The following is a 25,934-nucleotide window of genomic DNA, read 5'->3' as shown; positions in this document are numbered from 1 at the left end:
GGTGAACGATCCCGGGAGCGGTCTTGCCGGCGCCCCGGCAAGGCCGCCCCGAAATTCGCTAGCCTTCAGATGCGGCGCAAGACAGTTGTTCTGGCAGGGTGACCGACAGGCTGGTCACGCCCACTAATGCCCATGGCTACGTCCAACATGTGAATGCTCGATATCCGGCACCGTCACCGCGCCGTTGGTTTCCAGCTGCTGCAAAATCGCGCATTGCGCGCCTTCTTCGCTACACCGTCTTCGCAAATCCATCAGTTGCGCCTGTAACGCCACCAATCCATCGAGCCGGGCCTGGACGTGCTCGATATGCTCGTCGATCAAGGCATTCACGCTGCCGCACGAGGCCTGGGGGCTGTCACGCAGCTGCAGCAGGCTGCGGATTTCATCCAGCGTCATGTCCAGCGTGCGGCAGTTGCGGATGAATGTCAGGCGCTCGACATGCGCTTGCGTATACATCCGGTAGTTGCCCTCGCTGCGCGCAGGCTCTGGCAGAAGCTTCTCGCGTTCGTAATAACGAATGGTCTCGACAGCGCAGTCCGTCGCCTTGGCAAGGTCGCCGATCTTCATGTTGGAAACTCCAGGCATTCGCTTGACCCTATAGTGGCTACAGGGTGTTCACTTGGCAACAGGCTCAATAAGGATGACCCATGAACAAGTCTGTCAGCCCCGAACACTCGCATCATCATGAGCACAATCATGACCATGCCCATGACGGCGTGGGCCATGGCGATCAGGGTCATGCCTGTTGCAGCACGCAGGCGGCGCCTGCTCATGTGCAGTTGACGTCCCGGCCCAGCAAGCAGGCTCTGCTCAGCCGTTTTCGGATCGAAGCCATGGATTGCCCGACCGAGCAGACGCTGATCCAGGACAAGCTGGGTAAGATGGCCGGCATCGAGGCCCTGGAGTTCAACCTCATCAGCCGCGTTCTTGGGGTCAGGCACACGCTCGATGGCACGTCCGACATCGAACGGGCCATCGACAGCCTGGGGATGAAAGCCGAGCCGCTCGTGGGGGATGCCGATAGCGCTGCCGCGCCAGCGCCGCCGCCCAGACAGGCTTGGTGGCCACTTGCGCTGTCCGGTCTGGCAGCCCTGGGCGCCGAAGTCGTGCACTTCGCCCAGCTCGCACCGCAGTGGGTGGTGGCCGCGCTGGCACTGGCGGCGATCCTGGGTTGTGGTCTGGGTACCTACAAGAAAGGCTGGATCGCGCTAAATAACCGAAACCTCAACATCAATGCCCTGATGAGCATCGCGGTCACCGGTGCGCTGCTGATCGGCCAATGGCCGGAAGCAGCCATGGTGATGGTGCTCTTTACCGTGGCCGAACTGATCGAGGCCCGCTCGCTGGACCGTGCACGCAATGCCATTGGCGGGCTCATGCAGCTGGCGCCGGACATGGCAACCGTGCAACAGGCCGATGGCCAGTGGCGCGAAGTGGACGTGCGTGAAGTCGCTGTCGGCGCAACGATGCGAGTACGGCCAGGCGAGCGGATCGGGCTCGATGGCCAAGTGATCAGCGGGCAGTCCAGCGTCGATCAGTCACCGATCACGGGTGAAAGCCTGCCGGTGGAGAAGGTCCAGGGCGACAAGGTCTTCGCCGGTACCATCAACCAGGCAGGCGCACTGGAAATCCAAGCCACCGCAGTAGCTGGTCAGTCCACGCTGGCGCGCATCATCAAGGCCGTCGAGCAGGCGCAAGGGGCGCGGGCGCCAACCCAGCGCTTCGTCGACCGGTTTTCGCGGATCTATACGCCGGCAGTGCTGGCCCTGGCGTTGGCCGTGGCGATCATCCCGCCGCTCCTGCTGAACGGCACGTGGTTCGACTGGGTGTATCGCGCGCTTGTGCTGCTGGTAGTGGCATGCCCCTGTGCACTGGTGATCTCGACCCCCGTCACCATCGTCAGTGGCCTGGCGGCGGCAGCGCGCAAAGGCATCCTGATCAAGGGCGGGGTGTACCTCGAGGGCGGGCGCCACCTGGACTTCCTGGCCCTGGACAAGACCGGCACGATCACCCACGGCAAGCCGGTCCAGACAGACTTCAAAGCCCTGCAACCGGCGTTCGAGCATCGTGCGCAGGCCCTGGCATCGAGCCTGGGTGCACGCTCCGATCACCCCGTGTCCCGAGCGATAGCCCAGTTCGGCCAGGACAACGACCTGCCCCACCTTGAGGTCCGGGATTTCACCGCGCTGGCGGGCCGTGGCGTGCGTGGCAACCTTGAGGGTGAGGTGTTGCATCTGGGCAACCATCGTCTGGTCGAGGAGCTGGGATTGTGTTCACCAGAACTGGAGGCCCAGCTGGATGCCTTGGAACAGCAGGGCAAGACAGTGGTGTTGCTGCTCAACGCATCAGGCCCCCTGGCATTGTTTGCAGTGGCCGATACCGTCAAGGAAAGCAGCCGGCAAGCCATTGCCGAGCTTCATGCGCTGGGCATCCAGACGGCCATGCTGACCGGCGACAACCCGCACACCGCTGCGGCTATCGCGCGTACAGTAGGCATTGATCGGGCCGAAGGTAACCTTCTGCCAGCCGACAAGCTCAGTAGTATCCAGGCGCTGTACGACCAAGGTCATCGCGTTGGCATGGTCGGGGACGGCATCAACGATGCACCAGCGCTGGCCCGGGCCGAAATCGGCTTCGCCATGGCGGCGGCTGGCACCGATACCGCCATCGAAACGGCCGATGTGGCGCTGATGGACGACGACTTGCGCAAGATCCCTGCGTTCATCAGGCTGTCGCGGCATACCGCAGCGATCCTCAAGCAAAACATCGTGCTGGCCTTGGCGATCAAGGCGATCTTCCTGGGCATAACGTTCGCCGGGCTGGCCACCATGTGGATGGCCGTATTCGCCGACATGGGCGTTAGCCTGCTGGTGGTGTTCAACGGCCTGCGCTTGTTGCGCAAGTGACCGCCGACTCAAAGGCCAGGCCTAGAGCTGCTGCACCAGCGCTTCGAGCTGCTCCTGGCGCTGGGCCTGGTTCGGTTTAGCACCGGGATTGAGCTTGGACCATTGTGGATGCGCGCGAGCCCGCACCAGCGGTTCGGGCAGCTTGCCCTGACGCCAGGTCTTTTCATCCAGCTGGCCCAGGCGAATACTGTCCTGAGCGGCATGCCCACGGTGGTCCAGTGCCACCATCAGTTGTTGCTGACGCAGGGCCAGCAAGCGCAGGACGGTATCGTCGACGGTGAGCTCGCGTTTGCCCTTGAGCTTGCCCATCAGGCGCGCGCCATAGCCGCGAGCCGTCTGCAGGGCACCGCCGGCGATGGCCCCGGCCAATGCTGCGACCCCCAGGGTCAGCCCACCTGCCAGCAGGTCCACCCCGGCACCGGCCGCCGCGCCTGCCGCCACTCCGCCGCCTACCCGCACCCCAAGCTGCTTCAGGGTCTCAGGATTGAACAGATCGTCTCCCCAGCGCCCGTCCAGCAACGGCAGGTCACTGGCGTGCGCATCGTCGCGCCGGAACGCATAGAGCTTGAGCAGGGCCTCCACGCAGCGCTGTTCACGCTGGCGCACGGCCTGGTGAAGCGCCTCGATGGCCTGTGCCTGGGCAGACGGTTCACCTTCCACGCTGCGCCGACAAGCGGCGCAGTCCAGCAGCAATTCGGCGATCAGACGCTTGCCGCCTTGCTGACGAGCTACCCGTTGGGCCTGCTGATCGTCGATCAGGCGCTGCAAGCTGGGGCGCGCCTCCTCCAGCAGCAGGGCCAGGCTCTCGTACAGGCGGCGCTCGCCATCTTCTGGCGGGGCCACGCTGTCGAATTTCACCAATGCATGAAGCCCAAGCCGGGCGAGTGCTTCACGCCACTGCGGTTCGCGATGCGGATGGCTGGAAACGAAGTTAAGCACCGGTAGAAGTGGCTTGCCGCAGCTTGCCAGCACGTCGAGTTCGTCACGGTACTTGGCCAGCACCGGCTCGCGGGCGTCGATGACATAGAGCCCGGCGTCGCTGGCCAGCAGCTGGCGCAGCACCTTGGCCTCCTGCTCGAAGCGCTGGCGGGCCTCGCTGCCCTGAAGAAACCGCTCCAGCCGCGCCGGGCCATCCAGGCGCTCGCCAGGGCGCTCAAGGCGTTCGAGGTAGTCGAGCAGGGCAATTGCGTCTTCCAGTCCCGGTGTGTCGTAGAGCTCCAGCAGAGGCTGCCCGTCCACGGACAAGCGAGCGCCTTCCACATGGCGTGTGGTGCTGGGACGATGCGAGACCTCCCCGAAACCGACGTCGCGCGTGAGGGTGCGTAGCAGCGAGGTCTTGCCCACGTTGGTGTGGCCTACCACGGCCAGCTTCAAGGGCTCAGTCATGAGCGTGCTCCAACCAGGCCAGCGGTAGGGTGTCGGCATAGGGAAGCCCCAGGCGATCCAGGGCTTCACACCAGTCATTCAGGCGCCGCTCATCGCGAGGCTGATCAGCGGCGGCAGGCAACAGCCAGATGCGCGTACTTCCGGCATTGCGCGCCAGCTCGGCGAGCAAGGCCAGGCTGCCGCGATCCGGCGAGCGCTCAGGGTCAAGGGCAATGGCCAGGCGTGCGGGTGGAAAACGCCCCAGTTGTTCGAGCAGACGATGCCGCGACTCCCGGCTGTCCAGTACGCCGGCATCGGCGACGTTGGCGGGCAATGACGGCGGCCAGGGGCGCTGATCGTCCAGCTCGACGCCAACCAGCAGTGCGCCGGCATTTTCGATGAGTGACGGCTCGGCCTTGAACTGCGGCAGTGTGTCGGGTGCATCGTCTTGGACGCCCAGGCGCTCGCTGTTGGGCATCAGCCTCTCGCGCAGCGGCATGTAGCCTGGCAGGTTCGTGTCCAGCGCCAAATGTTCGCGCCCTTGCCGCCAGCGCCACAGGCACACGCCGGCCAAGAGCAGGCGCGGCAGCACGCCATAGACCAACACCACGCCCAGCAGCCAGCTGGCCCATGCCTGGCGCGTCATGGCCAGGGCCGGCGCGGTGTCGCCGCTGGCACGGATCATGGCCGGGTCAGGCACCGCAAAGCCCAGCAGCGCGGGCAGGGCGCCCAGGGCCTGGGTCATGGCGATGAAGGGTTCGGCCGCCAACAACGTGGTTTCCCAGACGAAGCCATAGCGCCGGGTGGCCAGCAATGTCAGCAGCACACCTACCGCGCTCAGCATGGCCACCAGCCACAGGCTGTGGACCAGCAAACCCAGCAACCAACGGCCCAGGCGTTGGCGCCCCAGCAGCACTAGCAAGGCCGGCGCCAGGTGGGCGGCACGGGCGTCGCGGGCCAAGCGTTCGCTCAACCACAGCCAAAGCCGCCCCAGCAGCGCGCCGTGCTCACCGCTCAGGAACAAGCCGATCAGCCAGCCCAGCAGCATGACCAGGTTCAGCCCCAGCAGGCTGCCCAGCGCCCAGAAGACATTCACCGGCCGCTGCCCGTCACCCAGGGCGGCCAACGCCAGGCCCCCGCCACTGAGCACCGCCATCACCAGCATCGCCAACAGCGCCAGGCGCGCCCCTTGCTTCCAGCGCCACAACGCGGCGGTCATGCCGTCGCGTTCGGCCAACAGCAGCGCACGGGTCTCGATGCGCAAGGCCAGGCTGCCGCCTTGCTGGCGAGCACGGCGGTTGGCTTCCTGATCCTCGAGGGGGCCGGCATGTTCCTCGCGCAGGCGTATCGCCTCGGTGAGCCAGCGCTTGTCCAGCAAAGAAGGTGCAGTCACAGGGTCTTCCATTGCACAGGTCGTGGCAGCAGCATAACTCACCCGTGCGGTGCTATTCTCGCTGGCATGAACACATTACTGCCCCTGAGCCTGATCGTGGCCTGCGCCGAAAACCGCGTGATAGGCATCGACAATTCCATGCCCTGGCATTTGCCGGGGGACTTCAAGTACTTCAAGGCCACCACCTTGGGCAAGCCCATCATCATGGGCCGCAAGACCTGGGACTCGCTGGGAAGGCCGCTGCCTGGGCGGTTGAACATCGTGGTCAGCAGGCAGCCCGGGCTGGAACTGGCCGGTGCCGAGGTTTTCGCTTCACTGGAAGAGGCGCTGGTGCGGGCCGATCAGTGGGCGCGCGAGCAAGGTGTCGACGAACTGATGCTGATCGGTGGTGCGCAGCTCTACGGGCAGGCGCTGGAGCAAGGGCTCGTCAGCCGCCTGTACGTGACGCGGGTCGAGCTGTCGCCGCTGGGCGATGCCTGGTTCCCGGATTTCGATCGCAAGCAGTGGACGCTCACGTCCAGCCAGGCGCAGGCTGAGGAAGGCAAGCCGCTGTATCACTTCGAGGTGTGGGACAAGGCCTGAACGCCTGTTGCGCCAGGAAGGGAGCCGCGCTGTGCGGCCCCATCTGCACTCAGGTATGGCTCAATTCTGCGTGTTCATCATCGGCCAGTACCTGCTTGTCGGTTTCCTTGAGCAGCTGGCTGGTTACCACGCCTGCCGTCATCGAACCGTTCACGTTCAACGCCGTACGGCCCATGTCGATCAACGGCTCTACCGAAATCAGCAGTGCCACCAGCTCCACCGGCAAGCCCATGGCCGGCAGCACGATCAGCGCGGCGAAGGTGGCGCCGCCGCCAACCCCGGCCACCCCGGCTGAACTGAGCGTGACGATGGCCACCAAGGTGGCGATCCACAGCGGGTCGAAGGTATCGATGCCAACCGCTGGCGCGACCATCACTGCCAGCATGGCAGGATAGAGCCCGGCACAGCCATTCTGGCCGATGGTGGTCCCGAACGAGGCGCTGAAGCTGGCGATCGACTGCGGCACGCCCAGCCGGCGCGTCTGGGCCTCGATGTTCAGCGGGATACTGGCAGCGCTCGAACGGCTGGTGAAGGCGAAGGTCAGCACCGGCCACACCTTGCGGAAGAAGCGCAGCGGGCTGACCCCGATTGCCGCCAGGATGAGCGCGTGAACCACGAACATCAGCGCCAGGCCCAGGTAGGACACGACCACGAAGCTGCCCAGCTTGAGGATGTCTTCCATGTTCGAGCTGGCCACCACCTTGGTCATCAACGCCAGCACGCCGTAAGGGGTGAGTTTCATGACCACGCGCACCAGACGCATTACCCAGGCTTGCAGGGTATCGATGGCCGACAGTGCACGCTGACCCTTCTCGGCGTCGTCCCTGATCAACTGCAAGGCGGCCAGGCCGACGAAAACGGCAAAGATGACCACGCTGATGATCGATGTCGGCTTGGCCCGCGCCAGGTCGCCGACCGGGTTGCTGGGGATGAACGAGAGCAGCAGTTGCGGGATGTTGAGGTCGGCGACCTTGCCTGCATAGTCGCTGTGGATCACCTGCATGCGTGCGCTCTCCTGGGCGCCTGCCACCAAGCCTTCGGCACTGAGGCCAAAGAGGTTGGTCAGCAGGATGCCGATCAGGGCAGCGATCGCCGTGGTCAGCAGCAGCGTGCCGATGCTCAGGACGCTGATGCGCCCCAGGGAAGAAGCATTGTGAAGACGCGCCACGGCACTGAGGATGGAGGCGAAAATCAGCGGCATGACGATCATCTGCAACAGGCCTACGTAGCCGTTGCCGACCAGGTCCAGCCAGGTGATGGTGGTCTTGAGCACGGGGTGCCCTGCGCCATAGATCGTGTGCAGTACCAGGCCGAAGCCCACGCCCAGTGCCAGGCCCAGCAGCACTTTCTTGGCCAGGCTCCAATCGGTATGACGGGTCTGCGCCAGCCCCAGCAACAAGGCCAGGAACGCCAGCAGGTTAAGCAGCAGTGGCAGGTTCATTAAAGCTCCGGAAACGAGAGGATGAGTCGCCGCCTCTATGTGCGATTGCGAGTGGAAATGCTAACAGCCTGAAAACAAAGGAATTTATACCCAAATGGAATTTGTATAGTCGTAAATGGAATATCGAGACGTCGCGGATTGCAATGAACACGGCGTTTACGGGGGCATAAAGGTCGCAATCGAGCGTGACCGACGGGTCTCACTCGACTAGCGTCTGTCAGTCGTCTCAGGAGATTCGTACATGAACGTTGCGCTCAAAACCGCTGCCATTGGCCTATCCCTGCTGTTGAGCCTGAAAACCTTCGCTACCGAGCTTGATCATTGGCCAGCTGAAGCCGCCAAACAGCTCGACCGCATGATCACCGCCAATGCCCACAAAGGTAACTACGCGGTGTTCGACATGGACAACACCAGCTATCGCTATGACCTGGAAGAGGCCTTGCTGCCCTTCATGGAGAACAAAGGGCTGCTGAGCCGCGACAAGCTGGACCCTTCGCTGAAACTCATCCCCTTCAAGGACAGCGCCGAGCACAAGGAGAGCCTGTTCAGCTACTACTACCGACTGTGCGAGATCGACGACATGGTCTGCTACCCCTGGGTGGCGCAAGTGTTTTCCGGCTTCACCCTCAAGGAACTGAAAGTACAGGTGGATGAACTCATGGCGTCTGGCAAGCCTGTGTCCAGCACCTATTACGAAGGGGGTCAGGTCAAGGCCATCGAAGTGCAGCCGCCCAAGGTCTTCAAGGGCCAGGCCGAGCTGTACAACAAGTTGATGGAGAACGGCATCGAGGTCTACGTGGTATCAGCCGCTTCCGAAGAGCTGGTGCGCATGGTCGCCTCCGACCCCAAGTACGGCTACAACGTGAAACCGCAGAACGTGATTGGAGTCAGCCTGTTGCTCAAGGATCGCGCCACGGGACAATTGACAACGGCACGCAAGCAGATCAGCGCTGGGCACTACGATGCCAAGGCTAACGAAGGGCTTGAACTGACCCCTTACCTGTGGACACCAGCCACGTGGATGGCGGGCAAGCAAGCGGCGATCCTGACCTACATTGATGAATGGAAAAAGCCCGTGCTGGTGGGCGGCGATACCCCGACCAGTGATGGCTACATGCAGTTTCATGGCGTGGATGTCGGCAAGGGCGGTATCCACCTGTGGATAAACCGCAAGCCCAAGTACATGGAGCAGCTCGAGGGGATGATCGCCAGCCAGGCAGCTGCCCAGGCCAAGGAAGGGTTGCCGGTGACGGCAGACAAGAACTGGGTGATCGTGACGCCTGAACAGATTCAATGATGCAGGCCGTGGTTCCATGCTGTATAAGCCCCATCGCCGTTTCGGCAAAAAAAACCGGCGCTCAAGGCGCCGGTTCTTGTACAGCTGGACGAGTATCACAGCCCTTCGAGCATCGCCTTGTTGCGCACGGCACCTTTGTCGGCACTGGTCGCCAGCAGGGCGTAGGCCTTCAAAGCTGTCGTCACCTTGCGCGGGCGTACTTCAGCCGGTTTCCAGCCCTTCTTGTCCTGCTCGGCGCGGCGCTCGGCCAGCTCGTCATCGCTGACCAGCAGGTTGATCGAGCGGTTGGGTATATCGATCAGGACCTTGTCGCCGTCGCGTACCAGGCCGATGGCGCCGCCTGCGGCGGCTTCCGGCGAGGCATGGCCAATGGACAGGCCCGAGGTGCCCCCCGAGAAGCGGCCGTCGGTGAGCAGGGCGCACGCTTTGCCCAGGCCCTTGGACTTGAGGTACGACGTGGGATAGAGCATTTCCTGCATGCCCGGGCCACCTTTCGGGCCTTCGTAGCGGATGATCACGATGTCGCCGGCTTTTACTTCGTCGGCGAGGATGCCACGCACGGCGCTATCCTGGCTTTCGAAGATCTTGGCCGTGCCTTCGAACACGTGGATCGATTCGTCGACACCGGCGGTTTTCACCACGCAGCCGTCCAGGGCGATGTTGCCGTACAGCACGGCCAGGCCACCCTCTTGTGAATACGCGTGCTCGAAGCTGCGGATGCAGCCGTTCTCGCGGTCGTCATCCAGGGTTTCCCAACGCGTCGACTGGCTGAACGCGGTCTGGGTCGGGATGCCGGCCGGGCCCGCCTTGAAGAAGGTGTGGACTGCTTCGTCGTCGGTCTGGGTGATGTCCCACTTGGCGATGGCTTCTTCCATGCTGCGGCTGTGCACGGTAGGCAGGTCGGTGTGCAGCAGGCCGCCACGGGCCAGCGAACCCAGGATGCTGAAGATACCGCCAGCGCGGTGCACGTCCTCCATGTGGTACTTCTGGATGTTGGGCGCCACCTTGCACAGTTGCGGCACCTTGCGCGACAGGCGATCGATGTCGCGCAGGTCGAACGCCACTTCGCCTTCCTGCGCCGCCGCCAGCAGGTGCAGGATGGTATTGGTCGAGCCACCCATGGCGATGTCCAGCATCATGGCGTTCTCGAACGCCTTGAAGTTGGCGATGCTGCGCGGCAGGACCGATGCGTCGTTCTCGCCGTAGTAACGCTTGCACAGCTCGACGATGGTGCGGCCGGCGGTCAGGAACAATTGCTCGCGGTCCGAATGGGTAGCCAGGGTGGAGCCGTTGCCCGGCAGGGCCAGGCCCAACGCCTCGGTCAGGCAGTTCATCGAGTTGGCGGTGAACATGCCCGAGCACGAGCCGCAGGTAGGACAGGCGCTACGCTCGTATTCGGCGACCTTTTCGTCGGAGGCCGTGCTGTCGGCGGCGATGACCATGGCATCGACCAGGTCCAGGCCATGGCTGGCCAGCTTGGTCTTGCCAGCTTCCATCGGGCCGCCGGAGACGAAGATCACCGGAATGTTCAGGCGCAAGGCGGCCATCAGCATGCCGGGGGTGATCTTGTCGCAGTTGGAGATGCAGACGATGGCATCGGCACAGTGCGCGTTGACCATGTACTCCACCGCGTCGGCGATGATTTCACGGCTGGGCAGCGAGTACAGCATGCCGTCGTGGCCCATGGCGATGCCGTCATCGACCGCGATGGTGTTGAATTCCTTGGCCACGCCACCGGCGCGCTCGATCTCGCGAGCGACCAACTGGCCCAGGTCCTTGAGGTGCACATGGCCCGGCACGAACTGGGTGAAGGAGTTGGCGATGGCGATGATCGGCTTCTTGAAGTCTTCGTCCTTCATGCCGGTGGCACGCCACAGGGCGCGTGCACCTGCCATGTTGCGGCCGTGGGTGGAAGTCTTGGAACGATAATCAGGCATGAAACACTCCTGGCGGCTTAATCAGGTCACAGAAAGGGGAGTGAGCTTCTCTTGTCCTCTGTACCGCAGGCCGGTTGCCACTGGCACGGATGGGGCCGAAGACCGCGCGGGATCGCCGCGTGCTTGGCCAGAGCTCATAAACCCGCCGGGGGATGACTGGCGATGAATAGCCCGATTCTACACCGCTGGCGCCGGGAAGGCATGACGATGTGCCCAGGTGGCGTTTTTGGGCAAAACCCGAAGTTGTAGGAACCGTCTGAAACGATCCGTGTGAGGCTGACCTGCACCTGACTTGCCATTATCATTCGGCCGCCGCATGTGCGGCTTGACGAGATGACCCTCAATGGACCTTCCCAGTTACCGGTTCACCATGAACTGCAATCTGGCACTGAGCGCGGCGCCGCCAGGGCTGCCTAGGGCTTGAGTCTGCGAGGCTGAAGCCTGCAGGCGCCTGGTCGGCGCCTGGAGAACTTCATGCAAAACCCTATCGATAAAAACACCGCTGTTTGTGCCGTAGACGCTGCGCTCGATACGCAACGGCGGCAAACCACCGAAAGCTTTCACAAAGGCGCCTCCCTCACCAACACCATCGGTGACCTGCGGCATGCGACCCTCGGGTTGCTGTACCGCAAGCGTGTGCTGTGGCTGGTGCTGCTGGTGTTCGGCAACCTGTTCTCAGGGGCCGGCATCGCGGCCTTCGAAGAAACGATTGCCGCGCACATCGCGCTGGTATTCTTTCTGCCACTGCTGGTGGACAGCGGCGGCAATGCCGGCTCGCAGTCGGCTACTCTCATGGTCAGAGGTCTGGCCACAGGCGAGGTCACGCTGAGCGACTGGGGAAGAATGCTGGGCCGTGAATTTGGCGTCGCGCTGCTGCTGGGCTGCACCATGGCGGTGGCCGTGGCATCGCTTGGGCTGCTGCGGGGCGGCCCGCAGATCGCCTTGATCGTGGCCAGCAGCATGGTGGTGATCGTGCTGGTCGGCAGCCTGATCGGCATGAGCCTGCCGTTTCTGCTGAGCCGGCTCAAGCTGGACCCTGCCACGGCCAGCGGGCCGCTGATCACCTCGATTGCCGACGCAGCAGGCGTATTGGTGTACTTCGGGATCGCGACCCAGGTGCTTGGGCTTTGAACAAGGCAACCGACTAGGTCGTGCTTGATGCCGCTCAGCTTACCGCCAACGCTGTTCAGCGTTGCGTTGAGCGGCACGCCATTTAAAGCGTAGCCGTGGGCCTTGAAGCAAAACACGCTTACTTGTCATTTGGAATAAAGTTTCCAGGCGCTACCTTTAAGCGTGCTCATGAAGAGGTCTGAGCCCCGCTTCCATCGCTTAATCTACGGATCATGCCTATCAGGCACAGAGAAGTGAGAGCGACAAGTAGAAAAACAGCACCCAGCCCGACAGGCAAGTTTTCGTGCAAGAGACTTACGAAGCCGCTGGCGATTGCGCCTACGGCGAAAACCAGCGCGCTCAGTAAGGCGGAGGATGCGCCCGCTTCGTTCGGTCGGCACTCCAAAGCGCAGGTAGTCGCGGCGCAGCGACACAGGCATGTGCCGGCTGTGCTGAGCACCATCGGAAGCAGCAGGGACAGGGCTGATGGTTGTTTAATCCAATGCCATACGAAGATGAAGGCGCCAGCTACAGCAATTAGGCCTACACCTAAAAAGAGCTGTGCTAACGAACTTGCACGACGGTTGATGAGCGTTGCGGCCACACCCCCTATAACATAAGCCATGCCATAAAATATGAATGCCACTGAGAACTGATAAGGCGTGAAATGCAGGATTTTTATAAACAATAACGGTGAGGCCACAATGAAGGAGAAGTGGCAGGCGAAGCCCAGTGCGGCGAGAATGGAGTAGCGAATAAACAGTTTATCCAGCATCAGTTTAGCGTAAGATTGCACGATAGAGGGGCTGTGTGACGATTCAGTACTGTCTTTTTCAAGTAGCGATTGGGCGGCAAATAACGTCATTCCCGTCAAGGCGATAAATACTACAAAGCTGCTTTGCCAGCTAAAATGACTTTGCAGCCAACTGCCAATCAACGGTGACACGGAGATAAACAATCCGCTTGCGGTAATTTGGACGATCCTGGCAGCGTTTCTCCGCGTATTATCAAAAAAATCTTGTACAAGCGGTTGTGTGAGAACAAAGCAGCCGCACCCTAAAGCCTGGATTACTCTGAAGGCGACGAACAGCGCGTATCGTTCGGTCAGTAGGCATCCTAAAGCACCGATCGATGCCACCCACAGTCCCCAAATTAGAAGTCGTTTCCTTCCAAGTTTATCTGACAGTGGGCCGATGACCAGTTGCGAGAAGGCCATGGCCAGTACAAAATAACCCACTGATAGCGCGATATTGTTAGGACCCGTATCTAGATGTTTAGCTATCGGTTGGAACGAAGGTAAGATGACATCAATCGGAAAGACCCCTAGCATAGTGATCAGCAACAAAAAACCTGTTAACGCTATGGGTGAATGTTGAATGGCGTTTTTTTCAGTTTCACCCATGTGTAAGGCCTGCTTTTTCTAATGCATCTCTGTATTTAGGGATGTCTAATATTCCCGCCTTCCTTATGGCGATGACTGTTTCTGATCCAGCCAGTATTAAGCGATTGATCGACCAGTGTTGACAATCCCGGACGATACAGGGATGTGAACTGAGTGGCAGGCCACATTGCAGGAGGTTGCCAATAAGCCATCGTTCATCAAATGAGCAAAAAATCTGTATCACCCTTGCCAGTGCGCGAACCACGAAATCTTTCTCCCGCTCTTCGAGTTTGGGCCAGAGCCATGTAAAGCAATACGAAAAATAAAGAGCATGCTTTGCTTCATCGCGTAGATGATCTTTGAACATCCGCTCTACTGTGGCCACGAGATGGTGCTTGCTCAAATTGCGTAGTTCGTTAGCAATGACGGTTTCTGAAACGAAACCAATTACAAATTTAAGGAGTGACCTATAAGCAGTGTGCGTCTCTTTAAGGAATGAGTTTAGTTCTTCCAGCCTTGTTGAGGGTAGTCGCGGTGCATCAAAGTGGTGAGCAATTTGGTCAGCGATTAATGCCGAAAATAAAGCGTGATACCCCTCGTCCGTATAGATCATGTGCGCCATGACTTTGATGTCGGAATCAAAGCTTACGCTTAGCTTGTTATGAGCTATAGTTTCGATGGCCGCATTCACGACCGTGTGCTCAAGAACGTTGGTGTAATCAAGAAAATGCACGAGGTAGCACGCTTGTAATCTGACTTTTATGTTAGATCTATTGCGTATATGTCGATTTTGCAAGAAAGGCAACAGCGACGGGGGGAACCAGTTTCTACATTCAAGGTTTTCCAACGCCTCAGGCGAAAGCACATAATTATATGGGGATGCTCTAACGCTGCTCTGACAGTGCCAATTTTCGAATGATCTAGAAAGATGAGGTTTTGTGACGTTACGTTTCATTGTTGTCACTCGCTGTGGTCTGGCCGTTTGCTAGGAATTCTTCTAAAACAACCGGCTGTATTCTTCCTGTGCCGTGACCCGCGCCGACAAAGAAGAAGACTTCCTCGGTAGTTCTGTCGATGCCTAGTAATTCTTCGATTTTCGAGTCTGTTAATGCCCCGGTTAGCCAAGTGCCCAATTCAGCTTGGGTGCAGACATTTAGAAACATCTGTGAGACGTGCCCGATTTCAATTAAGGCCATGCGGTACGCGCGGGAATGCGTGTATTTCCACCACAACTTATCGAGTCGAGAGGTTAGGAACAACCCGAATGCAAGTTCGTCTGCGAAATGCTGGCCGCCTAAAAGGGGGCCTAGTTCATAGGTCCCTTTACTGCGAAGATCCAACCGATGGTGCTCAGGGTCATAGTAGTAGAGCCCGCTTTCGAGGCCTTCTACGTTTTGCGCATATAGATAACCTTCCGTAGCGTTGAGGCCACCGCCTGAGGGGCAACAGCGCCTTTTCCGAAAAGGCTCAGGTATCATTGATTCTGCAAGGCAATCGCGTTCTTTGAGGAAGCCCAAGCAATAAAATAAGGCCATACTGACGATGTCAATCTTGACTGGACTATCGTTAAAGGCGCGGCAGGTTTGTCGCTTTCGATATAGGTCAAGCTCGCCTCCTACTGGAGGATTTAGCTTAATGCAGTGCTGAGCCTGCTTTTGCTGATTCGGGGAGGGCAGTGGCCTGGATAACGCATCATTACAATGAGCTATGTATGCTTTGGCCCAAGCGCTACTGTCTTTTGGAATGTCAGTGCAAGGGATGTCTTTTGTACCGATGTGGAAGATCCACGACAGCATGTCCCAGCCCCAAGGATCAGGTTTCTCGAAGCTTTCGATGATGACACCGAGCTCATGAAGTTTTGTGTCCAAGGCGTGAGTGGGGTCGTATCGTGAAATATCTAAGGTGAGTGCATGAATTCGTCTGAGAAATGCTTGATTCACAATGTACTGCTTGTGATTCTTGAAATTCCAAAGCACCAGATTGGAATCATGAGGAAAAATAAAAAAATACGGGCTGATTTTCATATTTTCTCTCCTTAAGCCAGGGCGCAGTAATAGACTGCGCCATGGCCCCTCCCATTATTTTGGCGCTACAATGTGATTGAGGTTTTCAGCCTTTTTGGATTCCAGTTGAACTTCTTTCATTATTTTTTCTCCTGTTTGTCGCGGGATTGCGACACTTTCGAGCCTGGCAGGTAGGTCAATATGTGCAATCTTGTTCATGCTGAGAAACTTCCGATGTGGCTGTGGGAAAAGTTACTTAGGATTATACATTTGAAACAGTCCACCAAAAAAAACCGGCTTTCGCCGGTTTTTTTAGAGGTTCATAGTGTCAACTGTTAGGCAGCAACCGGCAGGTAATGCTCTTGATGTAGCGGGTTTCACCAATCGCCGGGTGCACCGGATGGTCAGGGCCCTGACCACCGCGCTCGAGCAACTGCATGTTGCGGTCCAGGTGACGGGCACTGGTCAGCAGGATGTTGTGCAGGTCGTCTTCGGGGAGGTGCATCGAGCAGGAAGCACTGACCAGAATGCCGTCCTTGTTCAGCATGCGCATGGCCTGCTCGTTGAGCCTGCGGTAGGCAGCCTCGCCGTTCTTCAGGTCTTTCTTGCGCTTGATGAAGGCGGGCGGGTCGGCAATGATCACGTCGAAGCGTTCCTCGGCTGCCTTGAGTTCGCGCAAGGCTTCGAAGACGTCGCCCTCGATGCAGGTCAGCTTGTCACCGATACCGTTGAGCTGGGCGTTGCGTTCAACGCCATCCAAGGCAAAGCCCGAGGCATCGACGCAGAACACTTCGCTGGCGCCGAAGGCACCTGCCTGCACGCCCCAACCGCCGATGTAGCTGAACAGGTCGAGTACGCGCTTGCCCTGAACATAGGGGGCCAGGCGTGCACGGTTCATGCGGTGGTCATAGAACCAGCCGGTTTTCTGGCCTTCACGGACCGGGGCTTCGAAACGGACACCGTTTTCTTCCAGCGGTACCCAATCCGGGACTTCACCGTAGACGGTTTCCACATAGCGCTGCAGGCCTTCGGCATCGCGGGCTGCCGAATCGTTCTTGAACAGGATGCCGCTTGGCTTGAGCACCTGGACCAGCGCCGCGATGACCTCATCCTTGTGCGCTTCCATGGTTGCCGATGCCAGTTGCACCACCAGAATGTCGAAGAAGCGATCGACGACCAGCCCCGGCAGCCAATCGGAATCGCCATAGACAAGTCGGTAGCACGGCTTGTCGAACAGGCGCTCGCGCAGGGACAAGGCCACGTTCAGGCGGTGCACCAGCAGCGATTTGTCCAGCGGCAGTTTAACGTCGCGTGACAGCAGACGGGCGCAGATCAGGTTATTGGGGCTCAGGGCAACGATGCCCAGTGGTTTGCCGTTGGCGGCTTCGAGCACGGCCTGCTGACCGGCCTGCAAGCCTTGAAGCGGGGTGGCGGCAACGTCCACTTCGTTGCTGTAGACCCACAGGTGGCCTGCGCGCAGGCGGCGGTCGGCATTAGCTTTAAGGCGAAGACTGGGCAGGGACATGACGTCGCTCCGGAAAAAAGAGCGGGAGTATAACCCCTACCCAGCCTTATTGCTGAGCGCCAGCGGTCAGGACGACAGGGCCTGGATCAGTGCCTTGTTGAAGGCAGGGATGTCATCGGGCTGCCGGCTGCTGATCAGGTTCCCGTCAACCACCACTTCTTCGTCGACCCACTCGGCGCCAGCGTTGCGCAGGTCATCCTTCAGGGTCTTGAAGCTGGTCATGCGCTTGCCCTGGGTCAAGCCGCTCGAAATCAGCAGCCAGCCGCCGTGGCAGATCACGGCAATCGGTTTGCCGGCTGCGTCATGGCTTTTGACGATTTTCTGGGCGCCTTCAACCAGGCGAATGGTGTCCGAGTTCTGTACGCCGCCTGGCAGGACCACGGCATCATAAAGCTCGCTGGCGCTGTCGAAGGTGCCGTCGACCTTGAACTCGTCCGCGGGCTCGTCGTGGTTCCAGCCGCGCACCGTGCCTTGCTTTTCGCTCAGCACGTGCACCTGCGCACCTGCCTGCTGCAGGGCGTCACGCGGGCCTGTCAATTCCACCTGTTCGAAGCCATCAGTCACCAGGATGGCCACGCGCTTGCCGTTCAATTCAGTACCCATGGGCCTTGCTCCTTTACTCGATGAATATGATAAACAGGCCCGTCCGCGCTTGTGAAAGTTCAAGTTCACTGATCCAGCGGTTAGTTCTGTGGGGTGCATCGCGGTAGAATTGGCAGTCCCATACGAGTGTGCACGCATGTCCCAAGAACTCACCGCCGAACAGATCCAGCAAGCCTTGCAAGGCATCACCATCCCGCCGCAGCCGCAGATCATGGTCGATTTGCAGTTCGAGCAGTACATGCCTGATCCGGACCTGGAAACCATCGCCAAACTGATCGCACAGGACCCTGGGTTGTCGGGCGCCTTGCTCAAGCTGGTCAACTCGGCGCACTTTGGCCTGTCCAACAAGATAGGCTCGATCCAGCGTGCGGTGAACTTGCTGGGTAGTCGTTCGATCATCAACTTGATCAACGCGCAGTCGATCAAGGGCGAAATGAGCGATGAAACCATCGTCACGCTCAACCGGTTCTGGGATACCGCGCAGGATGTGGCGATGACCTGCCTGACGCTGGCCAAGCGCACGGGTATTCAGCCTGCCGACGAAGCCTATACCCTCGGCTTGTTCCACGACTGCGGCGTTCCGCTGATGCTAAAGCGCTTCCCCACGTACATGGATGTGCTCGAAGAAGCCTATGCAAAAACCGACGAGCAGACCCGCGTCGTGGACACGGAGAACCGCGCCTTCAACACCAATCATGCCGTCGTCGGCTATTTCACGGCCAAGTCCTGGCGCTTGCCCGAACACCTGACCGGGGCCATCGCCAACCACCACAACGCGCTGGCGGTGTTTCGCGATGACAGCGCCCGCAACAACCAGAGCCAGATGAAAAACCTGTTGGCGGTGCTCAAGATGGCCGAGCATATCTGTGCCTCCTACCGGGTATTGGGCAACCAGTCGGTGGATCAGGAATGGAACGTAGTGGGGCCGCTGGTGCTCGATTACATAGGCTTGTCGGAATACGACTTCGACAACCTCAAACAGAACATCCGAGAACTAGGTGGGCACTGATACATGCCTGAGTTACCCGAGGTAGAGACCACCCGGCGCGGTATTGCACCGCACGTCGAAGGTCAGCGCGTCAGCCGCGTGGTCGTGCGTGACCGCCGCTTGCGCTGGCCGATCCCGGAAGACCTGGACGTGCGGCTCTCCGGGCAGCGCATCGTCACGGTCGAACGCCGGGCCAAGTACCTGCTGATCAATGCCGAAGTGGGCACCCTGATCAGCCACTTGGGCATGTCGGGCAATCTACGGCTGGTGGAGGCGGGCTTGCCGGCTGGCAAGCATGAGCACGTGGACATCGAGCTCGAATCCGGTCTGATGCTGCGCTATACCGACCCGCGCCGCTTTGGCGCCATGCTCTGGAGCCAGGACCCGCTCAACCATCAATTGCTGCTGCGGCTCGGCCCCGAACCGCTGACCGAGCTGTTTGACGGTGAGCGATTGTTCCAGCTGTCCCGAGGCCGTTCGATGGCGGTCAAGCCCTTCATCATGGACAACGCCGTGGTCGTTGGGGTGGGCAACATCTATGCGACCGAAGCACTGTTCGCTGCCGGCATCGATCCGCGCCGAGCGGCCGGTGGCATCTCGCGGGCGCGATACCTGAAGCTGGCCATCGAGATCAAACGCGTGCTGGCGGCCGCCATCGAACTGGGCGGCACCACGCTGCGCGATTTCATCGGCGGTGATGGCCAGCCAGGGTACTTCCAGCAGACACTGTTCGCCTACGGGCGCGGCGGCTTGCCCTGCAAGGTGTGTGGCACCGAGTTGCGGGATGTGAAGCTTGGGCAACGCGCCAGTGTGTTCTGCCCGCGCTGCCAACGCTGAGGCCGTGCGCGCTTCGGGATGATCGCCATGGAGAGGCCGATGCGCGAGGATGCCGACGGCCGGCAGCGTCAGGCCTTGCCAGTGATCTTGAGGTACTTGGCCATCAGTTGCTCTTCGCTTTCCGGGTGCGCCTCATCCAGTGGGATGCAGTCGACCGGGCAGACCTGCTGGCACTGCGGCTCGTCGTAATGACCCACGCACTGGGTGCACAGGTTGGGGTCGATCACGTAGATCTCTTCGCCTTGGGAGATGGCCTCGTTGGGGCACTCGGGTTCGCAGACGTCGCAGTTGATGCAATCGTCGGTGATGATCAGGGACATGGGGGCTCCGGCCGGGGCTCAGCGCCCGGGCATGTTCAACGCAATGGGCACAATTGTGCCGCATTCGCGCCTGCAGTGCACGCAGGCGCGACGATCTGGAACAGCGGCTTTACTTCTTGAAGCGTTCAGTCAGCGCATCGGCCACGGCCGGGTGCACGAATTTGCTGATATCGCCCCCCAGTGCGGCTATTTCGCGGACCAGGGTCGACGAGATGAACGAGTACCGCTCCGACGGCGTGAGAAACAGGCTCTCGACGTCGGGTGCCAGTTGACGGTTCATGTTCGCCAGCTGGAACTCGTATTCGAAGTCCGACACTGCACGCAAACCCCGAAGGAACACATTGGCACCTTGCTCCTTGGCAAAATGCGCCAGCAACGAGGAAAAGCCGATGACTTCGACATTGGGCAGGTGCCTGGTGACCTCACGGGCCAGCTCCACGCGTTGTTCCAGCGGGAACAAAGGGTTTTTCTTGGGGCTGGCGGCCACTGCAATGATCACGGTGTCGAACAGCCGCGAGGCGCGCTCGACCAGATCGCCATGGCCTTTGGTAATGGGGTCGAAAGTACCCGGGTACAACACTCGGTTCATCGCGTCATCCTGGCTGGAGTGCGTTGGGGAGTCGGATGGTAGCGCAGCGACTGCGCCCGGCCAAGTCATGCGGCCGGCCAAGGCACTATACTTTGGGCCAGCCAATGGTGCGAGAGCACGGCGCTTTGATACGGTGCAACGCCTTGGCAATACCTCGTACCATGGCGGTTTTCACTGCTCCGTAGACAGGATGCTGGACATGGCCCGGCCCATCAAGACCCGCGAGAGAATCGTTCAGAGCAGCCTTGAGCTGTTCAATCAGTCGGGCGAACGCAGCGTCAGCACCAACCATATCGCGGCGCACCTGGGCATCTCGCCAGGCAATCTCTATTACCACTTCCCCAACAAGCAGGCGATCATCGCGGTTTTGTTCAGCCAGTACGAAACGCACGTAGACAGTTTTCTGCGTCCGCCGCAGGGGCGCCCGCTGGCGGTGCAGGACAAGCGGTTCTACTTGCAGGCGCTGCTGGCTGCCATGTGGAACTACCGTTTCCTGCACCGGGACCTAGAGCATCTGCTGGGCAGCGATGCTGAGCTGGCAGCCCGTTATCGGCGCTTCTCCGCACGCTGCATGCGTCAGGGCAAGGCCATTTACCGCGGCTTCGTCGAGGCGGGTATTCTGGCGATGAACCCCGCGCAGCAGGAGTCGCTGACCATCAATGCCTGGATCGTGCTCACCTCGTGGGTGCGCTTTCTCAGCACGACCCGGGAGCATGCAACGCACCTGGGTGAAGAAGCGTTCAAGCGGGGCGTCTATCAGGTGCTGGCCCTTGAGCTGGGGTTCGTCACCGAGCCTGCGCGCAATGCCGTGCAGGCCTTGTGCAGCGAGTTTCACGTACCGTTCATTCAGGCGCTTGAGCACTAGCGCCCGGGCCCGGGATTACATCGATCAGGAGATTGTCATGTCACTTGCGCAGTTGATCACCCCGCAGCAGTCGGCCGAGCGGCTGGATTCACCCGGCCTTGTCATTCTCGACTGTCGTTTCGCCCTTGAGGATGTGGATTACGGTCAGCGCAGTTACGCCTTGGGTCACATCGAAGGGGCGCACTTTGCCGACCTTGAGCGAGACTTCAGCGGCCCGGTCAGCAAGGGTGTGACAGGGCGACACCCGCTGCCTGATCCAGAAAAGCTGGTAGCGCGCCTGCGCGAATGGGGCGTAGATAACGAGAGCGACGTGGTGCTGTACGACGACGGTACCGGTGCCTATGCGGCGCGAGGCTGGTGGCTGCTGGCCTGGCTGGGCAAACGCAGTGGCGTTGCAATCCTGGACGGCGGCCTGACCGCCTGGCACGCCGCGCACCTGCCATTGAGCCTGGATCCCCCGGCCCGGCGCGAAGGCAACTTCAGCGGCCAGCCCGATGAGGCCATGCTGATCGATGCCGAAAGCCTGGTTCAGCGCCTGGGCAGCTCAGACCTGACCCTGCTGGATGCGCGCGCATTGCCACGTTTTCGTGGCGACATGGAACCCATCGACCCAGTGGCAGGACACATCCCTGGCGCACGCTGCGCCGCCTTCACCGAGAACCTTGGCAGCGACGGCCGGTTTCTTCCGCCCGAGCAACTCCGGCAACGTTTCGAGCAGCAGCTGCAGGGACGCGCGCCTGAGCATCTGGTTGCGTACTGCGGTTCAGGGGTAACGGCGTGTCATAACCTGTTCGCGCTGGCATTGGCCGGTTACCCGCTCGGCAAACTGTATGCAGGCTCATGGAGTGAGTGGATCACCCGCCCTAAGCATGCAGTGGCAACGGGCGACCAGTAGGCCCTCCACTACAGGCCTTCGCGTAACCATTGCGGAATTCGGCGCTCCAGGTAATAGCCCGGTTTTCGCAGGCTGCCGTCGACGAACCCGACATGGCCACCCTGAGCGTGCAGCTCAAGCTCGGTCCCTGGGGCCAGCTCATCTGCCGTCGGCACGCTCAGAGGCGAGACGAAGGGGTCGTCGCTGGCCTGGATGATCAGGGTCCGGGTACGGTTATGGCTCAGGTAGAAGCCACTTGAAGCGCGGCGATAATAGTCGTGCACATCCTGAAAACCGTTCAGCGGTGCAGTGACCTTGGCATCGAAATCCCAGAACGTGCGCAAGCCATGCAGTGGACCGAGCTGCTCCAGGATTGCCAGCCGTTCTGGGTGACCATGGTCTTTGAACAGGCGCTGCTTGACCTGCACATAGGCCAGCATCTCGCGCATGAAATGCGCCTGGTACACCTTCGAAAACCCCAGGCCGATACGATCGGCACACTGATCCAGGCGAAAAGGCACGGAAACGGCGACTGCCGCCTGCAACCGGCTGTTGTCACCCTGTTCGCCCAGGTATTTGAGCAGGACATTGCCTCCCAGGGAGTAGCCCACCGCGTACAGGGGCGCCAGCGGCCTTTTGGCACACAGGTGACTGACGATCTCAGCCAGGTCCTCACTGGCGCCGGAATGGTAGCTGCGGGGCAGCAGGTTCGGTTCCCCAGAGCAGCCCCGCCAGTTCGCCGCGACGCTCGCCCAGCCCAGTGCGTCCAGCGCCTGTTGCAAGCCTTTGACATAGGGTGAGCCCGATGACCCCGTCAACCCGTGAAGCACCAGCACCAGCGGCGCATGGGGCTGGTGCGGGCCATGCCAGTCAAGGTCGATGAAGTCCCCGTCCGCCAGCCAGATGCGTTCGCGCTCGCGTTGCAGCGTCGGCGTCTTGCGCCACAGCGGTCCCCACAATGTTTGCAGGTGAGGGTTGGAAAGGCCTTTGGCAGGATGAAACAGGGCGCTGGAACTTGGCATGCTGGGCAACTCGTGATGTGCCCGGCTAGAGTGCCATGAAACAGCGCTTGTATCAGCCTTCACTGACTCGCCTTACCCCGTGCTCGCCTATCGCTGGGCTGGCTCCGGCGCAGGCAAGGGGGACTGCTCAGCGTCGGGGCCGAGGGTGACGAATACCTGAGGTGCCTTTCGCCACCACACCTGCGCCACTTCACGAAGGTATGCAGGGGTCAATGAAGCAAGCCTGTCCAGATGGGTGGTCAGGTAATCGGCGGGCAAGCCCTGATGGCTGTGCGTGGCCAATGTCGCTGCCAGATGTGCGCTGTCGGCCAGTTGGCGGTGCAGCCGGGCAGCGATCTGATTGACGGCCATGTCGCACTCGACCTGAGTTGGCCCACGTGTGTGCAGGCAGTCCAGCATCCCTGCGACCAGTGCATGTGAAGCTTCCCGGTGTTGGGGGGCGACGTCCCAGTGTATGTGCAGCAGTGTTCCAGCATCCAAGTGCCTGAGTTTGGTGGTGACCGTGTAGGTCAGCCCTCGCAAATGGCGCAGTTCCTGAGGCAAGCGCGCTTCGTGGTTGCCGCCCAGAATCTCGGTCAGCAACTCCAGTGCAGCATAGACCGGGTCGCTGGGTAGCACAGGAACGGCCACTGTCAGCATTGCCTGAGTTGCACTGCCAGGGTGCGTGATATGGTGTGACAGCGGCGACTGCTCAGCCAGCATGGACGGCGGCTGCGCTGCCCACTGCTGCGGCAAATCACGTGTCAGGTCATTGACCAGTTGCTCTGCGTCGTCCCGGCTAAGGTCGCCGACCAGCCCTATGTCGAGGTTATTGGCCGAGTAGGCCTTTGCATGAAAAGCCCGCACTTGGTCAGTGGTCAAGGGGCCGATGATCCCAGCATCGGCGTGCGACGCGTACGGATGGCCGCTGAAAACATGACCGGTGGTTGTATTGATCAGGCGTGCCAGCGGATTGAGTTTTTGCCGGCCTTGGTAGAGCGCTATTCGATCACGTATCTTCGTAACGTCCTCTGGGCGAAACGCAGGGCGAGCCAGCATCTGCGCCAGCGTTTGCGAAACTGCTCGCAGCAAACCGGGTGTGCTCAGGCACCTTAGCGTGATCGTGGCTTTTTCTTCGCTCAACGAGCGTCCCACGATGGCGCCCCTTGCAGCCATTTGCTCGGCAAATTGCGCCGCGCTCAGGGTTGCCGTGCCCTGATCAAGGCTGTAGAGCGTCAGCGCGGCCAGCCCTGGGTGATCGCCATCAAGTGCGCTACCTGCCCGGAATCGCAGCACCAGATCAATCATGGGGCGATCATGCGTAGCCATGAAACTGACCTTCGTGCCTTGCGCCGTCTCCCACCGCTCAGCCGTGGCCAGGAGTGCAGGAGGCTGGTCGAGTTCGACACGCTGGGTCGAGCTCAGCCTTGCCATCGCTTGCCGCGCCGTATCGATGGCAGGCCCTTGGCACAGCACAGGTGCTGGTTGGCGTATCTGATCGTCGTTCATGCTTGCGCTCCTGGTAGAAGAGAGGTGGTGGTCAGCCGCTCACGCCCCAGATAAGTGCGCGCTACCTGCTGCACCTGAGCACTGTCGATGATCGATATCAGGCGCGCATGTCCGTCGATCAGGCTTGCTGGTTGCCCTGTCGCGGCCATGGCGCCGATTTGCGAAGCTTGGGCCGTTGCGCTGTCGAGAGAGAAAAGCTGGCGGGCGAGCAGTCGCAGCTTTATCTGCTGCAACTGTTCAGCCGACAAGGCTTCGGTTTGCAAGCGTGCTATCTGCTCATAAGTCGCTTCAGTAGCTTGTTCGAGGGTCGCATTCAGTGTGTTCACGTAGGCTGAGAAGGTGATTACGGTGTCGCCACGTACAAGGGGGTCATAGGTTGCGGCAACGCCTGTCAGCAGGCCCCGTCCCCTGACAAGTTCGGCATACAGCCAAGCGCTGGAGCCCTCGGCCAGCACTTCACAGATCAGCTCGAGGGTTTTGCTCGTGAGTGCATCGTTGGCTGTGGCACAACTGGGGACGTTGAAGGACATCAGCAGGCCATGGCTAAGGCCGGGCAAGCTAACGGCCTGGCTGCGTTCCGCCATTGGAGCGTCTGAGCGGGGAAAAGGCGAGTCTGGCAGCTGACCGCGCTCCAGGTGCGCGAAGTACGTTTCGACCTGCTGTTTCAACGTTTCCAGTTCCACGTTGCCCACCACGACGAGCGTGGCGTTGTTAGGCCGGTAGCGGGTGGTGTACCACTGCCGCAGCGTTGGCAGGTCGATGTTCTGTAGATCTATCGCCGAACCGAAGCTTGGGGTCGCATACGGGCTGCTGCCGTGAGCCAGGGCCAAGTGACGGTCGTAGGCTTGCTGGATGGGCTGGGCGTCTACTTTCAGGCGTCGTTCGTCAGCGATCGCCTTGGCGCCTCGTGCCAACTCGGGCAACCCGAATGTGGCCGTGTCCATGGCATCTGCCAACAGTTCGAGCGCAACGGGCAGGCGCGATGCAGGCAACAACATGTCGAAAGAGGTGGCATCGAGGAGAGTACTGGCATTGGCCTGTCCCGCAAGGCGGGCAACGACTTTCGCGTACTGCCCAGGCTCAAGCTTGCGGCTGCCTTCGAAGATGACGTGTTCAAGCAAGTGCGAGAGGTTAGTCTGCCCTGCTGGCTCGTGACGGGTACCGACGTTGTACCAGAGCTGGACGGCGGCGAGGGCATTTCGGCTCTGCTGTCTCAGGTAGACGGACAGGCCGTTTTCAAGCGTGAAATGCTGCACAGGGGAGGGGCTGGCGCCTGCAAGAGAGGCAAGCGCCGCCGAGACATCATCGGCCAGTGAAGGCGCGGAGAGCGATACGGTCATGCTGAGGTGCTCGGATGGCTAGAGACCCGAGCAGCATCAGTCAACGTGGGGCGCCAGCTGCGCTAAAT

At 60.5% G+C, this 25,934-nt stretch carries 24 protein-coding genes; 8 read left to right on the top strand and 16 right to left on the bottom strand.

The annotated features are described in order from the left end of the window. Positions 1–123 precede the first annotated feature (123 nt). Positions 124–567 (bottom strand): Cd(II)/Pb(II)-responsive transcriptional regulator, encoded by a 444-nt coding sequence (gene cadR / locus CRP40_RS05835; protein WP_027913469.1) that lies wholly within the window; start codon positions 565–567, stop codon positions 124–126. Between the two features lie 80 nt (positions 568–647). On the opposite strand from cadR, the gene CRP40_RS05830 reads away from it, so the two are divergent. Beyond that, positions 648–2,906 (top strand): heavy metal translocating P-type ATPase, encoded by a 2,259-nt coding sequence (locus CRP40_RS05830; protein WP_027913470.1) that lies wholly within the window; start codon positions 648–650, stop codon positions 2,904–2,906. Positions 2,907–2,927: 21 nt separating this feature from the next. On the opposite strand, the gene CRP40_RS05825 is transcribed toward CRP40_RS05830, so the two are convergent. Together CRP40_RS05825 and CRP40_RS05820 are read right to left on the bottom strand one after the other, a co-directional pair. Next, positions 2,928–4,292, bottom strand: a complete 1,365-nt coding sequence (locus CRP40_RS05825; RefSeq protein ID WP_027913471.1) for a GTPase/DUF3482 domain-containing protein — start codon at positions 4,290–4,292, stop codon at positions 2,928–2,930. Next, on the bottom strand, positions 4,285–5,676 hold the full coding sequence (locus CRP40_RS05820) for a DUF2868 domain-containing protein (RefSeq protein ID WP_033694879.1): 1,392 nt from the start codon (positions 5,674–5,676) through the stop codon (positions 4,285–4,287). The genes CRP40_RS05825 and CRP40_RS05820 overlap by 8 nt, the downstream gene beginning before the upstream one ends. 54 nt (positions 5,677–5,730) lie before the next feature. Here CRP40_RS05820 and CRP40_RS05815 point away from each other — a divergent pair, with 54 nt between their 5' ends. Beyond that, positions 5,731–6,246, top strand: coding sequence for a dihydrofolate reductase (locus tag CRP40_RS05815; RefSeq protein WP_027913473.1), 516 nt, complete (start codon positions 5,731–5,733; stop codon positions 6,244–6,246). 49 nt (positions 6,247–6,295) lie between these two features. Here CRP40_RS05815 and CRP40_RS05810 read toward each other — a convergent pair whose 3' ends face one another. Beyond that, entirely contained in the window at positions 6,296–7,687 is a 1,392-nt protein-coding gene (locus CRP40_RS05810; RefSeq protein WP_023532302.1) for an L-cystine transporter, read from the bottom strand. Between the two features lie 241 nt (positions 7,688–7,928). On the opposite strand from CRP40_RS05810, the gene CRP40_RS05805 reads away from it, so the two are divergent. Beyond that, positions 7,929–8,984 carry a phosphorylcholine phosphatase gene (locus CRP40_RS05805; protein ID WP_027913474.1) on the top strand — a complete coding sequence of 352 codons (1,056 nt, stop codon included), beginning with the start codon at positions 7,929–7,931 and terminating at the stop codon, positions 8,982–8,984. Positions 8,985–9,079: 95 nt separating this feature from the next. On the opposite strand, the gene ilvD is transcribed toward CRP40_RS05805, so the two are convergent. Next, the gene (gene ilvD, locus CRP40_RS05800) at positions 9,080–10,921 is read right to left on the bottom strand and encodes a dihydroxy-acid dehydratase (protein ID WP_027913475.1); all 1,842 of its coding nucleotides are present in this window, start codon (positions 10,919–10,921) and stop codon (positions 9,080–9,082) included. A gap of 474 nt (positions 10,922–11,395) precedes the next feature. On the opposite strand from ilvD, the gene CRP40_RS05795 reads away from it, so the two are divergent. Then, complete coding sequence (locus CRP40_RS05795) at positions 11,396–12,052, top strand: magnesium transporter (RefSeq protein ID WP_081728175.1); 657 nt, start codon at positions 11,396–11,398, stop codon at positions 12,050–12,052. Between the two features lie 166 nt (positions 12,053–12,218). Here the strand turns inward: CRP40_RS05795 and CRP40_RS05790 are convergent, their stop codons facing one another. From CRP40_RS05790 to CRP40_RS05770, 6 genes are all read right to left on the bottom strand, one after another. Continuing rightward, entirely contained in the window at positions 12,219–13,433 is a 1,215-nt protein-coding gene (locus tag CRP40_RS05790; RefSeq protein WP_027913476.1) for an MFS transporter, read from the bottom strand. Further along, complete coding sequence (locus tag CRP40_RS05785; RefSeq protein WP_081728176.1) at positions 13,426–14,367, bottom strand: diiron oxygenase; 942 nt, start codon at positions 14,365–14,367, stop codon at positions 13,426–13,428. Before CRP40_RS05785 ends, CRP40_RS05790 begins: the two co-directional genes overlap by 8 nt. Continuing rightward, the gene (locus CRP40_RS05780; RefSeq protein WP_027913477.1) at positions 14,357–15,436 is read right to left on the bottom strand and encodes a SagB/ThcOx family dehydrogenase; all 1,080 of its coding nucleotides are present in this window, start codon (positions 15,434–15,436) and stop codon (positions 14,357–14,359) included. Before CRP40_RS05780 ends, CRP40_RS05785 begins: the two co-directional genes overlap by 11 nt. Before the next feature lie 54 nt (positions 15,437–15,490). Continuing rightward, positions 15,491–15,634, bottom strand: a complete 144-nt coding sequence (locus CRP40_RS21905) for a hypothetical protein (protein ID WP_155952739.1) — start codon at positions 15,632–15,634, stop codon at positions 15,491–15,493. A 109-nt stretch (positions 15,635–15,743) separates the two neighbouring features. Further along, positions 15,744–16,940, bottom strand: a complete 1,197-nt coding sequence (locus CRP40_RS05775) for a class I SAM-dependent rRNA methyltransferase (protein WP_027913478.1) — start codon at positions 16,938–16,940, stop codon at positions 15,744–15,746. A 66-nt stretch (positions 16,941–17,006) separates the two neighbouring features. Then, positions 17,007–17,543: a type 1 glutamine amidotransferase domain-containing protein gene (locus tag CRP40_RS05770; RefSeq protein ID WP_027913479.1), complete on the bottom strand. Its 537-nt coding sequence runs from the start codon at positions 17,541–17,543 to the stop codon at positions 17,007–17,009. Between the two features lie 190 nt (positions 17,544–17,733). Between CRP40_RS05770 and CRP40_RS05765 the strand changes: the two genes are divergently transcribed. Together CRP40_RS05765 and mutM are read left to right on the top strand one after the other, a co-directional pair. Next, on the top strand, positions 17,734–18,552 hold the full coding sequence (locus tag CRP40_RS05765; RefSeq protein ID WP_173645904.1) for an HDOD domain-containing protein: 819 nt from the start codon (positions 17,734–17,736) through the stop codon (positions 18,550–18,552). 3 nt (positions 18,553–18,555) lie between these two features. Continuing rightward, complete coding sequence (gene mutM, locus CRP40_RS05760) at positions 18,556–19,368, top strand: bifunctional DNA-formamidopyrimidine glycosylase/DNA-(apurinic or apyrimidinic site) lyase (RefSeq protein WP_027913480.1); 813 nt, start codon at positions 18,556–18,558, stop codon at positions 19,366–19,368. Between the two features lie 68 nt (positions 19,369–19,436). On the opposite strand, the gene CRP40_RS05755 is transcribed toward mutM, so the two are convergent. Both CRP40_RS05755 and coaD read right to left on the bottom strand, forming a co-directional pair. Next, on the bottom strand, positions 19,437–19,688 hold the full coding sequence (locus tag CRP40_RS05755) for a YfhL family 4Fe-4S dicluster ferredoxin (RefSeq protein ID WP_023532594.1): 252 nt from the start codon (positions 19,686–19,688) through the stop codon (positions 19,437–19,439). A 109-nt stretch (positions 19,689–19,797) separates the two neighbouring features. Continuing rightward, the gene (gene coaD, locus CRP40_RS05750) at positions 19,798–20,277 is read right to left on the bottom strand and encodes a pantetheine-phosphate adenylyltransferase (protein WP_023532462.1); all 480 of its coding nucleotides are present in this window, start codon (positions 20,275–20,277) and stop codon (positions 19,798–19,800) included. A 199-nt stretch (positions 20,278–20,476) separates the two neighbouring features. Here coaD and CRP40_RS05745 point away from each other — a divergent pair, with 199 nt between their 5' ends. Continuing rightward, the gene (locus CRP40_RS05745) at positions 20,477–21,142 is read left to right on the top strand and encodes a TetR/AcrR family transcriptional regulator (RefSeq protein ID WP_027913481.1); all 666 of its coding nucleotides are present in this window, start codon (positions 20,477–20,479) and stop codon (positions 21,140–21,142) included. Between the two features lie 37 nt (positions 21,143–21,179). Continuing rightward, on the top strand, positions 21,180–22,037 hold the full coding sequence (locus CRP40_RS05740) for a sulfurtransferase (RefSeq protein WP_027913482.1): 858 nt from the start codon (positions 21,180–21,182) through the stop codon (positions 22,035–22,037). Positions 22,038–22,045: 8 nt separating this feature from the next. Here CRP40_RS05740 and CRP40_RS05735 read toward each other — a convergent pair whose 3' ends face one another. The 3 genes from CRP40_RS05735 to CRP40_RS05725 form a co-directional block, all read right to left on the bottom strand. Further along, positions 22,046–23,038, bottom strand: a complete 993-nt coding sequence (locus CRP40_RS05735; protein WP_027913483.1) for a hydrolase — start codon at positions 23,036–23,038, stop codon at positions 22,046–22,048. Between the two features lie 87 nt (positions 23,039–23,125). Next, positions 23,126–24,526: a pitrilysin family protein gene (locus CRP40_RS05730; RefSeq protein ID WP_027913484.1), complete on the bottom strand. Its 1,401-nt coding sequence runs from the start codon at positions 24,524–24,526 to the stop codon at positions 23,126–23,128. Then, positions 24,523–25,866 carry a pitrilysin family protein gene (locus tag CRP40_RS05725; protein WP_050587289.1) on the bottom strand — a complete coding sequence of 448 codons (1,344 nt, stop codon included), beginning with the start codon at positions 25,864–25,866 and terminating at the stop codon, positions 24,523–24,525. Before CRP40_RS05725 ends, CRP40_RS05730 begins: the two co-directional genes overlap by 4 nt. Positions 25,867–25,934: the final 68 nt, after the last annotated feature.

Origin of the sequence: Pseudomonas sp. URMO17WK12:I9 (assembly GCF_900230165.1) — a bacterium.
Lineage (GTDB): Bacteria > Pseudomonadota > Gammaproteobacteria > Pseudomonadales > Pseudomonadaceae > Aquipseudomonas > Aquipseudomonas fulva.
Note: the sequence above shows the minus strand (reverse complement) of the source record. Positions and strands in the feature narration are given on the sequence as shown.